The sequence below is a fragment of the Brevibacillus sp. NRS-1366 genome (assembly GCF_050467985.1).
In genome coordinates this window covers 379,838-397,148 of sequence record NZ_JBITPN010000017.1, presented here as the reverse complement: position 1 = coordinate 397,148, position 17,311 = coordinate 379,838, and the positions used below count along the sequence as shown (strand labels likewise).

The following is a 17,311-nucleotide window of genomic DNA, read 5'->3' as shown; positions in this document are numbered from 1 at the left end:
TATCACTTCCCCTTCTTTGCGCCTGGCTCCTATATAAACGAACAATCTCTTTATTTATAAAGTTATGATTTGAATTTTGTCAACATTGTGTCCGATGTAGACAATGCCCAGTACCGCGGTGGCACTGGGCTTGCTGTCGCAACCTGAAAAATCATTACTTATGAAGCGTAATTCCGTGGAAATGAACGAATTCCATCAAGCCTGCTGCTGCCTTTTCCCAGCCCATACCGCTTCTCTTGACACCGCCAAACGGCACGTATTTTTGTCCAAGTGAGGAATGAACCCGGCCATTGATCCCCGTCATCCCGACCTCCAGTTGGCGTGCCACCCGCAAGCCTCTCTCTTCATCAGACGTCCAGACAGATGAACCAAGTCCGTATTCTGTTTGGTTGGCAAACTGGATCACCTGTTCTTCGGAATCATACGCGACTAATGGAATGACAGGGCCGAATTGCTCGCAGACAACGACCTCCTGACCCGGATCGGCATTAATGACGACGGCAGGCTGCAAATAGTAGCCGTTCTCCCAGTTTTCCGGCTCCAGCTTCGTACCCAGCTCCAACACTTCAGCCGCGCTGTTTTTCGCTCTTTCTACCAAGTCTTTCACGTACTGATATTGTCCCTGGTTGTTTACAGGTCCGAACGTAGCCTCGGGGTTCAGGCCATGACCGATTTTATAGGATTGCACATGGCTGATAAAGAGATCGCACGCATCCCGATAGAGGCTCCTTGGAATATACACCCGTTTTGTCGCCACACATACTTGCCCTGAACGCACAAAGCTTCCTTCCGCTATTTTTGGAATTACCTGCTCGAGATTGGTGTCATCCAAAACAATCGCAGGATCGTTTCCCCCCAGTTCAAAATGGATGCGTTTCAACGATTCGGCCGCAGACTTCATGACGGCAGTTGCTGTCTTCCCTCCGCCCGTCAACGTAATTTTGCGGACAAGCGGATGAGTCGTCAACGCAACACCGACGTCAGAGAGTCCGTGAACTACGTTGATGACACCTGGTGGAAACAAGGCAGCCATTTTTTTCAATGCCATTGTCACAGCCAGGCACGAATACGGAGAAGGCTTGACGACAATCGTATTGCCTGTGACCAAGATGGGAGCCAGCTTATTCATAGTGATCGTCATTGGGACATTCCATGGCGTAAGGGCGGCAATGACCCCTAGAGGTCTCTTTTCCACACTGACCCATGTCCTGGCGTCGCTCACCTGCTCGGGCCTAAAAAAAGCTTCTGCAAGCTCAACCGTTATTCGAATGGCTTCAGCTGCCGCAGGAATCTCCATTCGATAGTTGGATAGGATCATCCCCGATTCTCTCGTCAAAAGCGGCGCAAGGGTAGCTGCCTCCTGCTGCAGCACGTCAGCAACCTGTAACAACAGCGCACAACGCTCTTCCAAACTGACGTTTCGCCACGACAAGAAAGCGTGGTGGGCAGCCTGAACTGCTTTGTCAACCAGTTCGGCATTTCCTTGGGCAACGGAACCGACAATCTCCGTCAACCGTCCGGGATCCCTGATATCTGTATAGTTCTTTGTACCTACATCCTCCTGGTTGATTAGTAAATTGATCCGGTAGGTCGTCATTTAGCCATCCCCTCGTTCTTAAAAAATCCGCTCCTTTAAACTGCAACAAATTCCTTCGTGACTTCCTGGTGCCCTTGATTGCTCGTGTAGCTCTCTTCGCGCTGCACCTCAAATTTTTCCATGATCGGTCTATCACTTACAGAGAATAGGTACGCTTCTTCGGTCGAGGTTACGACATGCTCATGCCATGCCCAATTCGGAATCACGAAATAATCTCCCTTTTCCCAGTGGAACTGGACGCCATTAATAACGGAATAGCCCGAGCCTCTGAATACATGGTAAATCGTAGAACTCGTATGGCGATGAGCCTTGGACCGGAATCCGGCAGGGAAAAGCTGCATCCAGGCCGCAATCGTTGGATTGGCTGTCTTTCCTGTAGATGGATTAAGATATTCCACGGCATACCCGTCAAACGGATCCGGCTCGAATTGACTTAAGCTGTCCAAAGCATTTTTTGTCTGCTGCCATTTGAACGAACCAAGAGGTGCAACCTTGGGAACACGGTCAGCAATCGGTCGCACCATTCCTCCTGCATATCGTTTGGACGAATAATCATCAGGTAAGGATGGTTGCTCGATTCTTTCCGGATAGGTTTCAAAGAAAGTGCCACCTATGGCATAAATAGACGGAATATCCAGACAATCCATCCAAATCATTGGCCCATCGCCCAAATGTCCATGACCATGCCACAAGCCTTTCGGGGTCGTGAGGAAATCGCCTTTTTCCATAAAGATGCGCTCTCCCTGCACGATCGAGTACGCCCCGCTTCCTTCCATAATAAAACGTAGCGCGCTCTGGGTATGACGATGCGAGGGGGCTGTTTCGCCTGGCAATATCAACTGGACCGCCGCATACATCGTTTGAGTGGTAGAGCCCCATCCCCATGGCTGACGGTTGAGTAGACCGGGATTTTGTAAATAGATGGCGCGACGTTCTCCTCCCCGATCCGGTGTGAAAATCTCCTTGGCCTCCATCAGAACTTTTTGCAGCGTTTCCCATTTCCAGATGTAAGGAATCGCTTCCGGAGTCGGCTCCTTGTGCATCAAATCCGGAATTGCATTCCACAATGGTCCCAGATGGTATTTTGCGAGAACCTGGTTGAAATCCTGCACCTCTTTACTTTTGAAAAAGTCGTTTTTTTCGGCCATTCACTTCTCTCTCCTCTCGATCCGAGCTAACTGTATTGGTCAATGTTTCGCCTAACCTGCCGGATATGCGATTCGATATGCTCGACGACAAAATGATCGAGAATAAATCGCAACGGCTTGATACCGAACTTGGGATTTCGCGAAGGTGCCTCTAGCTCCAATTCTTCTTCCTTTATAGATTGAAGCTCCTGACGAATCGCGGTTTTCGCCTTTTGGAGCCTGCTCAATAAATCTGGGGTTGAAATGTCATGTGCACGTGCAACCGCGGCAAGCCGCGTCGGATCCTGCATGGTCCGCCCCCACTCCTTTTGCCTTCCGCTCGTAATATTTTCCATTTCGTTAACCCAATAGGGGATTGCTTCCTCTACGTGACTGAGCACCTCTTGTATCGACCATGCCTCATTTGCTGGCTTCCAGTGCAGGACTTCGCTCGATAGTCCACTCGCAAGCCCAATCAATTCATCCAAGCTTTTCTCAATCTGCTCCAGGTAGGAGGGAACCGTCATCCTCATGTAAAAGCTCCTTCGCTTTGTCTTTTCACCCGATTTTCCAGGGCGCCAATACTGGAAATCTCGATCCTGACAACATCTCCGTCTTGTAGGTAGGTCGGCGGCTGCATGGCATCGCCAACGCCTCCCGGGGTTCCCGTGCAGATGACATCCCCAGTCTCAAGGGTCATCAAGCCGGACAGGTACTCCACAAGGAACGGTACAGTAAAAACGAGATTACGGGTATTTGATCGCTGGCGCTCTTCCCCGTTTACCGTAAGTACGACTTCTAGCCCCGCCGGGTCAGGAATTTCGTCTTTGCTAACGAGCCACGGTCCCATCGGCGCAGTCCCCTCGACTGTTTTTCCTTGCAGCCATTGCAGTGTGCGGCACTGTATGTCCCGATACGTAACATCATTGACGATCGTATAGCCAGCGACGTAATCGAGCGCGTCTTGTGAAGTCACATTTCGTGCCCGCTTCCCGATCACGAAAGCGAATTCCGCTTCATAATCCAGTTGCTCCGAGATCGGCCAATACGGTATCTCCTTCTGAGGACCGATAATGGTATTACTGAATTTGGCAAACACCACCGGATAAGCCGGAATCTCCCGTTTCATCTCTAAAATGTGCTCTCGATAATTGTGACCTACGCAAATTATTTTGCCTGGCGCAAGTACCGGAGCCTCCAACTGTACGTCTTCGAGGGGCAGGATGATTCTTTTTCCGAATACCTGGCTTTCTGTTCGGGCATAGGCTACAGCTTCCTTCGCCATGCCAAAGCTCTCCTTGTCGCCTTGCAAAAAGCCAATCATATCAGACGGAATGAAAGCCTCAGCAATTTGCTTCGCTCGCAGCCTGCCCTTCGATTCCAGCAAACATTGATAGGCCTGATTCAAGTCGATGACATACCCGTCTTCTACTGCTCCAAGCCTGACATTCCCGTCATAGCGATAATTTACGAAGCGCATATTTGTCTCCTTCTTGATCCTTCGATCGTTTGATCTCCCGGTTATCTTTGTCCAAAATGTATTCCATCCAGCGTACCTTCACAGCTTTGCCGTGTAAATTTTCCGAGCAGCCAAGCAGTTGTACATCCAAGTTTTTCTCCTCAGCTTCCTGCCCCGACTGTGCCTTTACCAGGCAAATACCATCGTACCAGCGTTCCTCCACCTTTGTCTGAACCTTGTAGACGCCATGCTTTGGCAGCAAGCATTCTCCCTCTGTGACAATCCTGACTTTGCGGTAGCTTAGCTGAATCCGAGGCACGGTCGCAATAATCACTCCCCGCGTTTCATAATAATCGCCCAAAAATTCGGGGATCTGCCGAACCTCTCCTGCCCCGAGTAAGTTCCGGATGACGGTAGAACTGATCTTTTGGTTGGCATGCGCCATTTTGTCGAGAGCGGTAACAGCGAATAAACCCAGACTCAGTTCCCTTAGGCGCTCCATATTTCCCGCTCCTTTGTAACCAAAAGTAAAATCAAATCCTGCAACTACATGAATGACTCTTAGCCCCAACATATAACGGTCTACGAACGCCTTCGGAGAAAGAGCAGAAAATGCTTTTGTGAATTTGACGATGAACAGGGTATCTACTCCCTGTTTTTCAAAAGCTTCCACCCTCGCTTGTAGCGAAGATAGGTAAGGAAAAGGGGATGGTCTGGATTGAAGGACTTCTTCGGGATGTGGATCGAATGTCATCACCGCAAGCTTGCATTTATTCAGAGCTGCGATTGCTCGCGCGGTACATAAGATACGTTGGTGTCCCAAATGCATCCCGTCGAAAAAGCCGAGAGCAAGCACAAAGGACTCGCCTTGAAATGTAGTGGGAAAGTGAAGTTCGTGCTCCAGATGGACGATATCCAAGCAAATCACCCCACACTTATGAATAAATCCGCATTCCATCTGTATAAGTCGGTCATGGCTGCGAGCGTGTCGTCGTTGATTCGGGGTGTTCTCCTATGCCTTGCTCTCGAACGCTTGCGATCATCCCGGACCGAAGCAGCCAGGAGCGAGCACGTATCGGGTCTTGAGCCATCTCGGCGTAATCCCGCTGCAATTGGATCCGACGTTCGGGATCTTTTTCCGTCAGGACACTCGTATTTTTTTCGGTAATACTCTTTACATAGTCGATGGCGACCTTGCGCCGTACCTGCGAATAGGTTGCCAGCTCTGCTTCGGGATCGGTCTGTCCCCACATGATGCGCACCATCCGCCTGCCCAAATCAACCGCATCATGAATGCCACTGTTTAATCCTAGCCCTCCCATCGGACTGTTGATATGAGCAGCATCCCCCAAGAGGACTGCCCGACCCTGATAAAAACGATTCGCTACCCGCTGGTGCACGCGATAGATCATTCGCTCGATGATAGGAAAACGATCAGTTGTCTGCAAAGCACGTTGCAAGCTGTTTTGAATCCTCTCGTCATGTAATGCCTCCTCATCCGTGACAGATGGTGGAATCGGGTAAAGCAAACGCCAAGCCTCTGGAACCTTCAAAATGAACAGGAATTCCTGCGGATCGGCAATGTAGTTCACCAGACTGATATCTGGCAAGTACTGATCAAATGCGGCTGGCGTGCCTACCAAGAGAAAGCGCTCTTCTAATGTATAGCCTTCAAAAGACAGTCCAAGCAGTTTGCGGATGGTGCTTCGAGCCCCATCTGCTCCGAGCAGATATGGCGTGCGAAGCTTCTCGAGACCTTCGTCTGTTTTTACCGTCACGGTTATCCCTGCCTCATCTTGTACGAGCCCGGTAACCTCGGTACCATAGCGAAGCTCAGCCAGATCGGATTGTTGCAGTCGCTCATGAATCATCTGTACGTAAGTGGATTGTGGCAATTGCAAACGAAAAGGATACTTTGTCTCGTCCTTGAGCAGGCCATAATCGAATTCGGCGTATAATCCTGTCGTCCGATCCCGATACTGAACCTTGTCAGCAACGATCCCTCGACACAAGAGTTCATCCGCTAGACCGGTGGACTCGAGCAATTCCATCGTCCCAGCATGAAAAGTCGAAGCTCGCCACTCTTTACTCGGCTCTGTGCTTTTTTCCAGAACCATGACTCGTATGCCTTGCTGAGTCAAAATTTCTGCTGCGGTCAAACCAACCGGACCGGCACCTGAAATAATAATGGGATCTTGAACCACCGCAATCACTCCTAGCTTGGAATCTACACTTTAAAAGTAGTGGAAATATTCCCAATTGTAAAATCGCAAGTTTGGATATATCGATCGAGTATTTCAATAAGCACATCGGCGTTACGAAAAGGAAGCAATAGGACACCCGAACAGCTAGTGCCATATTGCCCAAACGAAACAACCTATTGGTTTGTCGATTTCCAAGCGATGTAGCGGGTCATGAGGGAGATCGCATGCTCAATCGACGCCTCCTCTGGATTGAGTCTGGAATGGTGGAGAGCATAGGGCGAATCGACGCCAAGCCAAAACATAAAGCCAGGGATCTCACGAAGGAAAAACCCAAAGTCCTCTCCGCCCATCGTCCCCTCGCAAGGCACCACGTTGGCTGCCTGATTACTTTTCATCCATTCGATAAATTGTGTCGTGAGCGCGTGGTCATTCACCACAGAGCAGTATCCAGGACGAAGCTCAAGCTCGACCTTGCATGCAAAGCTCGTCTCGATACCAGAAGCGATAGCTCGTATTCGATTGTTTACCTTACCCATCGTGTCATCGCGGAACGTTCGGATTGTTCCTGTCAGTGAGGCTCTCTCGGCGATGATGTTTGAACGCGAGCCGCTTTCGATTTTACCAATGGAGATCACAGCCGTATCCAGCGGGTTGACATTTCTGGATACGACTGAGTGGATTTGCGTGATAAAATGGGCAGCAGCCACGATCATATCATTCGTCTGATGTGGCATGGCGCCATGGCCGCCTTTGCCGATCAACTCTACACGTAATACAGAGGATTGGGCAAACATCGTCCCGGGGCGTACCGAGACGGTCCCCACCGGATACTCAGGTGCTACATGCAGGGCGAAAATCAAATCTGGGCGCATTGCAGCAAACTCAGGGCTTGCCATCATCGGTTTAGCCCCTCCCGGCCCTTCCTCTGCCGGCTGGAAAATCAGGACAAGGTCATCCTCTATTGGCTGATAAACGAAGTGAGTAAGAATTCCGAGAGCAATCGAGGTATGCATATCATGTCCACAGGCATGCATATACCCCGGATGCGTGGAGCTGTACGGCAAACCAGTCTCTTCCTCAATCGGCAACCCGTCAATATCCGCGCGATAACCGATCTTTTTGCCAGGATTCGTACCTTTGACCTTGACAATCACACCTGTTCGCCAAGTCTTGATTTCTACGCGATTTGTCGGCATCCCCTGTACATATTCAAGAATCAGCGACTGCGTTTTAAACTCCTGGAAACCGGTCTCGGGAATTTGGTGCAGCTTCCGTCTCATTTCGATTATCGACTGCATCCATCTATCCTCCTTTTGAATCACCTCTGTCCTACTTTATTTGTAGGGCTTTTTTTCCAAGTTCGATCATGTGTGGGCGGTTTTCCAACGGTTCTTTTTCAAATGATGAATGTTTGTAGTCGATCAGATTCCAAGAACGGATGTCTTCATAGGGTGATTTCGGCGCATCCGTGCGGCGGCTGATAAACTCTTTGACGTAATTGACGTAGTGCGTTTGCCCTTCCTTGCTTAAAAACCAGTTCATAAACACCTTTGCTGCATTTGGATGAGGGGGATTTTTGACGATCGCAGTTGTGAACGAGAGCAGATAAGGACTTTTTTCCGGCTGCAGCTTGGTCACTTTGGATACGACTCCCTGTGTACGATAATTTCGGAGGTACTCATTGTTGATTCCGATCCCAATCGGGTATTTTCCAACCGCAAACATCTCTGTTGCCATCCGGCTGTCCGTCATGGTCGTCAGCTCCTGCTGCTCAACCAATTTGTCAACGAAGTCTTGGCCGAGTGTAAACGCCATCGCGTTCAGCATCTCCATGGTCGATGAGACGTACGAGAAATCGCCCGCAATAATCTTGCCCTTCCATTTGGGATCGAGCAGATCCTCCAGACTCTTCAGCTCGCCTTCCGGGATTTGGTCGTTGTTAATGTAGACATAGGGGTAAGCAATCGCGGAAAAGGCATACTGGCCTTTGTATTCCCCTTGTGCCATCTTGTACCCCGCTTCATACCCATAATTCCAGTTCTTCTCATCCTTCACTTCGGGCAGAATAATCTGATCGGCTATGTTTTCAGATGGGACAGCAGCGTTTTCCAGTGTGATATCGACTAAATATTTGTTTTGTTGCTGCTCAGCCAAAATTTTGGTTGTCATCTGAGTCGGATTCATCCCGGAATACTTGACCTTGATACCAGGAAACACTTTCTCAAATTCTGCCATGACGCCTTCCCTGTTGGTCGGCAGACCGAAAATTACGACTTCTCCTTCTTTTTTCGCAGCTTCTACGGTTTTCTCCCATTCGATTTGCCAAGCTTCCTTGTTTTCTGTTGTTCCCGCCGAAGCGGCTGGTACGTCTGTCTTTCGTGGTTCGGCCGACGGTTGTGCCGAATTGGGTGCGGGTGCGGACGCGCACGCCGCCAAGCTCGTCACCATCAGGCAAGACATGACCAACCTTGCTACTTTCCCTTGGAACGCCTTTTTCATCATCGATCCTTCTCCCTTTGTCATAAGAGTTTGATGATTCGTTCTTCAGTAGCCCTTCTCTTTGTTCACAACATTCTGCAGAGGTTTACCCTGGATGAAGCGAAGAAGGTTGTCACAAAACAAGGTAGAAATTCTGTCCATATTTTTCGGTGAGGCAAACGAATTATGGGGAGTAATAAACAAATTGTCGATCGACCAAAATGGATGATCTGTCGGCAGCGGTTCCTGGATGAAGACATCGAGATAAGCTCCCGCGATGGTCTTATCGGCCAATGCGTTTAAAACGGCCTGTTCGCTGACTGTCTCCCCCCTGCCAATATTGATGAAAAGCGCACTTCGCTTCATGGCTGAGAATGCTAATTCATTGAAAAAGCCTTTGTTCTCCGGAATGCTGGGAAGACAGTTCACGACAAAGTCGGATTCCGCCAGCAGCTCGGACAATTGCTCGGGAATGACGAATCGATCAACAGGCTCGGCATGGTCTGCCTTAATCGTCCGTCGACAAGCCATTACCTGCATCCCGAGCGCCTTGGCTCGTAAGGCGATTTCTTTGCCGATAGCCCCATAACCAACGATACCCAGAATGCTGCCACCTACCTCGATAGCCGGAACTCGCTTCCAGATTTTTTGTTCCTGCTGTTTGGCAAAGTGATGCAGGCCTTTGCTCCAGGACAAGATCACTGCTAGCGTATACTCGGCGATAGAAGCCGAATTGCAACCGCGTGAGTTGGTAATGGTGATTGGGGCTTGCCGGATATGCTCAGTAAGTAAATTGTCAATGCCTACACTAAATGAGTGCACCCATTTTAGCTTACGAGCATGGTTTAGGTACGAAAAATCATCGAGCGTACCGTTTCCAAACAATACATCGATATCTTCCAGGACATCCATCGGAACCTCTTCGTCTAGCAACGAATAAGACACCCGATCGGCCAATTCCCTGATCTGTCCCAGATAGCGTTCAGGAATCGTGGGGCCAGTCGGGACTCGGCCTGTTCGTATCAACACATGGCAGCTCTTTCTCATCGAATCACCCTTTGCTCTCCTGAATGCTCAGTGTGATCGCTGCCAGCGCCTCGAGCAGTTCCTGATTTTGCTGTGCAGTACCGATGGTAATGCGCAGATGCTGCGGCAGTCCCCAGGCGGCGCACGGCCGGACGAGAATCCCTTCCTTCATCAGCCCTTGATAGATCAAAGCGGCATCGCGCTTCGTGTCGATGAACAAAAAGTTTGTATGTGACGCTTTAACGTGGAATCCCAGCTCGCACAGTTCATTTACGAGATAATCCATTTGGGCTCGATTTTCCCGCAGTGTCATCTCGCGGAACTCCATATCATCCAGCGCGGCCAGAGCCCCTGACACCGCGATCCGATTGACGGCGAAATGTTCCCGGACTGCCCCGACTGGCATGAGATATTCCTTTGGAGCCATAGCATAGCCGACCCGCAATCCCGCCAGGCCGTACAGCTTGGAAAAAGTCCGAATCGTGATCAGCCGAAAACCCTCCCGGAGGTAATCCAGCCCGTTTTTATAAGGCGCGGATTGGACAAATTCTATGTAAGCTTCGTCTAGTACCACGATGACATGCCCTGGAACCTGCTTCAGGAAGGCATGGAGCTGGGCCTCATCGACGATGGTTCCGGTCGGATTATTCGGATTGCAGATAAAGATCATTTTGGTCTTGTCATTGATGGTCAATCGGATCGCGTCCAAATCAAACGTATCGTTTTTCGTCGGAATTTCTACAGGGATTCCTTCCATCAGCAACACGGCAGACCGATAGGTGGCAAAAGTCGGCGTGCAGTAGATAACCTCGTCCCCCGGATTGATATAAGCAGCTGCGATCAGCTTGATCATATGATCCGCTCCATTCGCCACCAGAACCTGATCCGCACTTATCCCGTGCTCATCCGCCAGCTTTTCCCTCAGTTCACCACAGGTTCCTTCCGGGTAAAGATAGCCTTCTTCAACGGCTTTCTGCATAGCAGTGATTGCTTTTGGTGAGACGCCGAACGGATTTTCATTCGATGCGAGTCGCGTAATCTTCTCCAATCCTAGTTCATTTTTCACCTCTTCAATCGGCTTTCCAGGGACGTACGGTTTTAATTGCTTGACGCTGTTTCTCCATAAGTAATTGGACATCTGGCTAACCCTCCCATTTGCTCAATGCTATTACTGTAATCCTCCTCGCCAATAATTTAGTCGAGGACGGGCTCCAGTCTGGAAAGTCTGTTCCAGATCGTATAAAAGCTGTTATGACCAACAGCTTCTCTGCCAATCTGGTTGCGGGTCAACCTGGCTTGTTCATGCTCGACAGGCTGAATCGTTCCGGCTGCACCAGCCAACAGCTGAATTTGGCACGCCTCCTCCATTTGGACAAACCACCATACTGCTGACTCGACGCTCTGGCCAACCGTCATGATGCCATGATTTTTGAGGATGATCGCCTTTTTCTCACCCAATGCCGCTGCAATCCGCTGCCCTTCCGAGTTGTCTTTGACCACTCCGCGAAAGTCATTGAACAAAGCGTGATCCTCGTAGAAAGCGCAATCATTTTGTGTTGTCGGTTGAAGCAGCTTTCCTAGAGTAGACCAAGCCATCCCGTAGCGGCTGTGAGAGTGAGCAGCAGCGACAACATCCGGCCTGGCTTCATGCACTTCGTTGTGAATGGCAAATGCAGCTATGTTGATCCGGTCATATTTGCCCTCTACAATTTCGTTTTTGTTATTGACCAGCACAAGATCAGACACGGTCATATCGCTGAAATGGATGCCCAACGGATTAACCCAGAAACAATCTTTGTACTGCGGGTCTCTCGCACTTATATGACCTGCGTTGCCATTGCTGAAGCCGAATCTCCCAAAAATCCGAAAGCCAGCTGTTAGCATTTCTTTACGGTACTTGCGCTCCTCTGCAACATCGGAAAACGTGCGCTGTGTAACAAATACATTTGTTTTTTCCATGGAACTCCCTCCGTGTCTGATTGATTTAGGATCAGAAAGCGTACTACTAGTCGTAATTTTCAGTCTTTTGAAAATGAACGACATCACCTCGTTATCAAACCAAAAAATAGACCATTAAAATTGTAATACATTTTTGTTACTCATGATTGTATAACATCTTGCTGCGATTATAACTTGCAAAACTTTCCACTGTCAATACAGGAAAATTTAGAAAGCTTGACTTTACCACATGCTTATCGTGAAGGAAAAGGCCAACCCTTACACAAAAAAGGCAGACAATTGTCCGCCTTTTTCCCAAGGAAATCATATTAAAATAGCAACGAGTAATTATTCTCTATGATCTTTCTGATATTGCTCATTTCTCGGCGTATAGCACGCTCGGCCTCTTCGGGCTGTCGTAGCCGCAGTGCAGAAAATATCGTTTTCATCTCGAGGATGGATTCATCTTTTCTTCCCGGGAGCAGCAGGCTGCGGAAGTGATACCTCCACAATGGTGTCCGCACCGAGTGGATTAATGCCACAGCGGTTTGATTCTTCGCCACTTCATAAATGACTTCGTAAAAGCGGTTGGTCAGCTGGACCAGCTTATCGATTTCATTTCTCTGATTAGACTCGTCCATTTGGGTCATGATATCTTCCAGTTCTTTTATTTGCTCATCCCTGATGTTGTGCGTAGCACTTTTCGCGATCAGCCCGTCGAGGACCTCGATGATTTCGAGATGTGCTACCACCTCCTCCAACGTGAACGCCTTGACAGTTGCTCCCTTATTTTCCTCGATGACAACTAAATGATCCTGCTGTAGTCTGATCAGAGCCTTTTTAACCGTATTTCGATTGACGCCGATGCTCTCGGCAAGATGTGTCTCAATGAGTTTCTGTGCAGGCCGATACGTACCATCCAATATCTTTTGTTTGACAAATTGATAGGTCACTTCTGTTTGATTTTTCAACAGATACAACTCCAGCGAAAAGGCTTTAATATTTTGATTATCCAAAAATATACACCTTTGCTTGCCAAGTGTCAATTTCAACGAAAACAGGACGTCTCCTTGTTCAAGATACGTCCGCTTCATGCCTGTTCCATTTACAAACAACCATTAGTCTCTTTGCTTGGAAATGGCCGGAAGGTGCACGTCGATGACAGAGGATCTGCCATCCTGCACAGCATCTAGCCCCCTGCGCAAAGCATCCTTCAGCTGAGACGGTTCTGTGACTGTCTCCGCAAATGCGCCACCTGCCGCCTCAGCAATCTTTGCCAGATCGGCTGGCTGATCAAAGTGAACCCAGTAGCTGTCCAGCATACTTGCCTTACCGTCCGGATACAGCCTGTCGACATTGTGCTTGGTTGCCTTCCAGCCTTGATTATTGTAGATGACCGTCATAAACGGAGCCTTGTATTTGCGGGCAACCCAATGAACCGAGGAAGGAATGCTGAAAAAATAGCTGCCATCCCCGGTCAATACGATTACGTTTTTATCGGGCGAAGCCAACTTGACTCCGATGGCAGCCCCGCCGTTCCACCCTAAAGAGGTGCCTCCGCTCCCGTAAAAGCTGCCTGGGATATTGCGCGGCAAATGCTGACCGACTACCTTGGCATTCGTAATGGTTTCATTCAATATGATCGTCTCGTCGTCGATCAGCTCCCGAAGGCATGCTGTCAGCCATTCCGGCGTAATCTCTTGTCCCTCGGACCGTTGCTCATTCAGCCTCCACTCTTCGCGTTGACGTGTGTGTACACCGAAAAGACGGGCAGCCCTATCCTGGATGGGCTGGGAATTGATCGGGAGGCTCGACAAATAATTGTTCAACTGCCGTAGCCCTTCTTCTGTATCAGCCTTGTAATAGCGCTCCGAAGGAAACCCCCACAATGGCAGGCCTTCCTTTAGTGGGTCGACATCGATGTAATATATCCTGCACTCCTTTTTGGGCTTTTTGATCGAAGGAATCCACGGAACATCTGAATCCAGCACCACGATTACGTCTGCTTGGTCAACGTAGCCTTCTACCGAATATCCGAGATGAAAGGGATGCGTTGCAGGAAAGTTCATATAAGAGCTGTAATGTTCGATAACAGGAATGGCCAAAAGTTCACAGAAGCGGACTAGCTCCTGTACAGCCGCCGGATTGCGCCCAAGATAGGAGGTGATAACCAGCGGCTGTTTCGCTTCCAGGAGAGCACAAGTGATTTCCTCTACACCCGACGCCGGCAATGCAGATGGCTGCAAGTCCGACCACTTATTGCCCGTACTCTCAGCCGATTCCCCCTCCTCTTCAAGCACCTCTCTGGCACCTGTCAGGTAGACGGGTCCTTTGGGCTCACTATGCGCCATTTGCAGAGCCCGATTCGTCAGCTGTTTGATATTGCTCCCTGTCCGTATGCTGTAGCTCCATTTCACATAAGGCCGGACAATCCCATGTTGATCGTAGGTATCCTGCAAAAAGTTGGCTGGAGATTTTCGCATTCCCCGTCTTTCTTCTATTGTATATGGTGTTTCTCCAGCGAAAATAAAAACAGGCACTCTGGCTCGCGCGGCATTGTGGACGGCACCACCCAGGTTTTGTGTCCCCACATCGCAATGGACAATCACCCCCTGTGCCTGCCCCGTCACCTGGGCATATCCATGCGCTGCGCAAAGAGCCACGTGCTCATGTGGACACATCACCACATTTGGTAATGCACGTCCCTCGGCTTTTGCTTTGGACAATCCTTCAATAATGGAGGGATGGTCGCTCCCAAAATTAGCAAAGAGGTAGGATACCCCCCCATCCTGTAATGCTTGTAGCATCGCATCGGCAGCTGTATAGTGGTGAAGCGTCTTTGTCATATTTTCGTCCCTCTTCTCATGACAATGGTTTGATTTAGTTTTCACAAGCTATCATTTCCCGGTTTCGTTCCTACTCTGCAACTATCGTACTCTCTGCTACTTTTTCATCCAAAACGAGACCAAGTCCAGGTCCTTCTGGCGCCAACAAGTAAATCCCGTCCGACTCCCTGATTTCCCGCATCCCCGGTCCCTTAAACAACCGATTCGTCAGGTCGTTGCGATCTTCAGTGAAGTATTCGATCCATTTTACCCCCGCCAAGCCAGCTCCCAAATGCGAGTGAATTTGCTGCAGATTCCACGGCGATACGATAATTCCGGACGCCAACGCAAAATGATATATTTTGAGCCAATCTGTTATTCCGCCCGTCGCCAGTGCATTCGGCTGGAGGATGTCAATCGCTCCTTTTTCAATAAGCTGGGAACATTCAAGTAAGCCCGCATGCTGCTCGCCGCCTGCAATGAATGTCCTGCCAGCATGTTTTCGTACACGAATATAGCCAGCAAGATCTTCAGGGGGAACAGGCTCCTCCAACCAGTACAAATCATAGCGATCCCAAGCGCGTAATTGTCCAATTGCTGTTTCTGCGTCCCACGTCCCGTTGGCATCAACCATCAGCTTTGCATCTATTCCGATCGCTTCGCGGACGGCCGCGACTCTCATTGTCGCTTCCTTCAAGGTAACAGCAGAGCGACCTACTCGAATTTTCACTGCACTGTGACCTTTATTCACATACTCGGCAGCTTTTTGCGCCAATTGATCATGGGGAAGCTGTTGTCCAAGATTTGCGTAGGTGGGGATACGCTCCCGATGATTCCCGAGCAAAGCAGTCACCGGCACACCAAAAAGCTTTCCTTTCAAATCCCAGAGAGCAAAATCAATCGCTGCCATGCATTGCCGAACGATGCCCCTTCTCCCCAGACGAGCTGCTACTTGATCATACATTCGCTGCCACGCTTTGTCGTGGTAAAGCGGATTCTCGCCGAGTACCGAAGCTTTTAGATCTCGCCGGAGTAAATTGGCACTGATGTCGCCATTACTGCTTGCTTCAGACACGACGATTGATAAAAAACCTCGCCCCGATACGCCAGCATCCGTGAGGACGTCGACGACCTGCACTTCCTTGCCCGCAGCATGGCGCGAATCAGGTGCACTCATCTCCCTGTAACGGGTCACTCGTACATCCGTTATAATCATCCTGCCTTCCTACCCCCTCACTTGAGGAAAGATACTCCCATTGGCTATTTTTTCGGTGTCGTAAATGCCTTTTTGCCAAGCTCTGTCACCCACTTCATCACTTCATCTGCTTCTTTGCTTTGCAGTGACTTTTTATAGTCGATCGTAGCCCACCTTCTGATTGTCGGGTCGGGGCTCTCTTCTACATCCTTTCGACGGCTTTGATACTGGGTAGTAATTTGGACAAAGGCAGTTTGACCTTCTTTGCTGAGGAACCAGTTCACGAACAGCTTCGCGGCATTAGGATGGGGCGGATTCTTCAAAACTCCTATCGCCAATGGATGCAGCACCGTGCTGATCTTTGGCTGAAGTTTCCCCACCTTCTGGATAACGCCTTGCTTCACGAACGTATTCAAGGTGGTTGTATCCACACCAACGCCAATTGGGAATTTGCCCATCGCAAACCATTCCACCATCTGCCGGGCATCATCGACAATCATCGGTTCCTGCTTCATCAGCTTCTCGATAAACTCCTGTCCCTCGGACAAATACAGCGCCGTCATGGCCGTATTCCCCTGGGCGTGCCGTGCGAAATTGTGAATGATGATCTTTCCCTTCCATTTGGGATCGAGCATATCTTGAGGCTGCTTCAAAGCTCCAGGCTCAATTACGTCGTTATTGACGTAAACGCGCGGATAATCCATTACACCATAGACGTATTGACCCGTGTTTTCAGCCATTTGGTAACCTGTTTCATAACCGTTGTACCAAGTGTCGTCCTTGGTAATATCCGTGGAAGGCAAAATATAATTGCGGATGTCCTCTGAAGCGCCATTAGGGTATAGCTGGAGGGCAAGCTGTTGGGTTGCTTCCATCATGATGTCGGTCAAATACTTACCTTGCTGCTGTTCCGCCAAAATTTTCGGTGTCGCCTCACTTGGGCGCATCCCGGTATATTTCACTTTGATCCCGTACGTTTTCTCGAATTCCTTCACCATTTCTTCCCGGTTGGTCTGGGCTTGGCCGACGATGGTCACTTCTCCCTCTTTTTTCGCCAGTTCGATAAGGGTATCCAGCTCCTTGTTTCCAGTGGCGGCATTCTGGGTGACTGCTGTTCCACCGTTCTTCGCGTTATTGGCTGGCGGTGTACCACAAGCAGTAACAGTTGACATAACCAGACAACAGCCAATCAGAAAAAACCTCTTCAGTCTCATGCTTTTGTCTCCCCTTTGTTTGGCCCATATTATTTCCAGAAAATTACTAAACACATTTATTGTTAATAGGTTCACTACTTAAAACCATGATACAAACTGCCGCCAATATTGTCAATATTCTGATAACAAACAAAAAAGCGCGAGACCTGTTCATATCAGACTGATCTGAAATAAAAAGCAGCGGCACCCTTGGACATAAAAATAAGTCCTAGACTGCCACTGCCTATCTTCAAGCAGTAACGATTCCA

General features: G+C 49.3%; 15 protein-coding genes. All 15 read right to left on the bottom strand.

Annotated features, from left to right (window positions below; translation table 11 throughout):
• Nucleotides 1–154: 154 nt before the first annotated feature.
• Nucleotides 155–1,597, bottom strand: coding sequence for an aldehyde dehydrogenase family protein (locus ACIFQN_RS10990; protein ID WP_429833060.1), 1,443 nt, complete (start codon nucleotides 1,595–1,597; stop codon nucleotides 155–157).
• A gap of 35 nt (nucleotides 1,598–1,632) precedes the next feature.
• Nucleotides 1,633–2,745, bottom strand: a complete 1,113-nt coding sequence (locus ACIFQN_RS10985; protein ID WP_429833059.1) for a cupin domain-containing protein — start codon at nucleotides 2,743–2,745, stop codon at nucleotides 1,633–1,635.
• Between the two features lie 26 nt (nucleotides 2,746–2,771).
• Nucleotides 2,772–3,257, bottom strand: coding sequence for a DinB family protein (locus tag ACIFQN_RS10980; RefSeq protein WP_429833058.1), 486 nt, complete (start codon nucleotides 3,255–3,257; stop codon nucleotides 2,772–2,774).
• The gene (locus ACIFQN_RS10975) at nucleotides 3,254–4,204 is read right to left on the bottom strand and encodes a fumarylacetoacetate hydrolase family protein (protein WP_429833057.1); all 951 of its coding nucleotides are present in this window, start codon (nucleotides 4,202–4,204) and stop codon (nucleotides 3,254–3,256) included. The genes ACIFQN_RS10980 and ACIFQN_RS10975 overlap by 4 nt, the downstream gene beginning before the upstream one ends.
• A complete protein-coding gene (locus ACIFQN_RS10970; RefSeq protein WP_429833056.1) occupies nucleotides 4,179–5,102 on the bottom strand; it encodes a riboflavin kinase in 924 nt (307 codons plus the stop codon). Before ACIFQN_RS10970 ends, ACIFQN_RS10975 begins: the two co-directional genes overlap by 26 nt.
• Before the next feature lie 52 nt (nucleotides 5,103–5,154).
• Nucleotides 5,155–6,387, bottom strand: a complete 1,233-nt coding sequence (locus tag ACIFQN_RS10965; RefSeq protein ID WP_429833055.1) for an FAD-dependent oxidoreductase — start codon at nucleotides 6,385–6,387, stop codon at nucleotides 5,155–5,157.
• A 173-nt stretch (nucleotides 6,388–6,560) separates the two neighbouring features.
• A complete protein-coding gene (locus ACIFQN_RS10960) occupies nucleotides 6,561–7,685 on the bottom strand; it encodes an N-acetyldiaminopimelate deacetylase (protein WP_429833054.1) in 1,125 nt (374 codons plus the stop codon).
• 31 nt (nucleotides 7,686–7,716) lie between these two features.
• Nucleotides 7,717–8,889 carry an ABC transporter substrate-binding protein gene (locus ACIFQN_RS10955; protein WP_429833053.1) on the bottom strand — a complete coding sequence of 391 codons (1,173 nt, stop codon included), beginning with the start codon at nucleotides 8,887–8,889 and terminating at the stop codon, nucleotides 7,717–7,719.
• A 42-nt stretch (nucleotides 8,890–8,931) separates the two neighbouring features.
• Nucleotides 8,932–9,912: a D-2-hydroxyacid dehydrogenase gene (locus ACIFQN_RS10950; protein WP_429833052.1), complete on the bottom strand. Its 981-nt coding sequence runs from the start codon at nucleotides 9,910–9,912 to the stop codon at nucleotides 8,932–8,934.
• Nucleotides 9,913–9,916: 4 nt separating this feature from the next.
• Entirely contained in the window at nucleotides 9,917–11,029 is a 1,113-nt protein-coding gene (gene hisC / locus ACIFQN_RS10945; RefSeq protein WP_429833051.1) for a histidinol-phosphate transaminase, read from the bottom strand.
• Nucleotides 11,030–11,085: 56 nt separating this feature from the next.
• Nucleotides 11,086–11,850, bottom strand: a complete 765-nt coding sequence (locus tag ACIFQN_RS10940; RefSeq protein WP_429833050.1) for a class II aldolase/adducin family protein — start codon at nucleotides 11,848–11,850, stop codon at nucleotides 11,086–11,088.
• 308 nt (nucleotides 11,851–12,158) lie between these two features.
• A complete protein-coding gene (locus tag ACIFQN_RS10935) occupies nucleotides 12,159–12,944 on the bottom strand; it encodes a GntR family transcriptional regulator (protein WP_429833049.1) in 786 nt (261 codons plus the stop codon).
• A gap of 3 nt (nucleotides 12,945–12,947) precedes the next feature.
• Entirely contained in the window at nucleotides 12,948–14,675 is a 1,728-nt protein-coding gene (locus tag ACIFQN_RS10930) for a thiamine pyrophosphate-requiring protein (protein ID WP_429833048.1), read from the bottom strand.
• A 70-nt stretch (nucleotides 14,676–14,745) separates the two neighbouring features.
• A complete protein-coding gene (locus tag ACIFQN_RS10925) occupies nucleotides 14,746–15,870 on the bottom strand; it encodes a mandelate racemase/muconate lactonizing enzyme family protein (protein WP_429833047.1) in 1,125 nt (374 codons plus the stop codon).
• A gap of 44 nt (nucleotides 15,871–15,914) precedes the next feature.
• Nucleotides 15,915–17,063 carry an ABC transporter substrate-binding protein gene (locus ACIFQN_RS10920; protein WP_429833046.1) on the bottom strand — a complete coding sequence of 383 codons (1,149 nt, stop codon included), beginning with the start codon at nucleotides 17,061–17,063 and terminating at the stop codon, nucleotides 15,915–15,917.
• Nucleotides 17,064–17,311 lie beyond the last annotated feature (248 nt).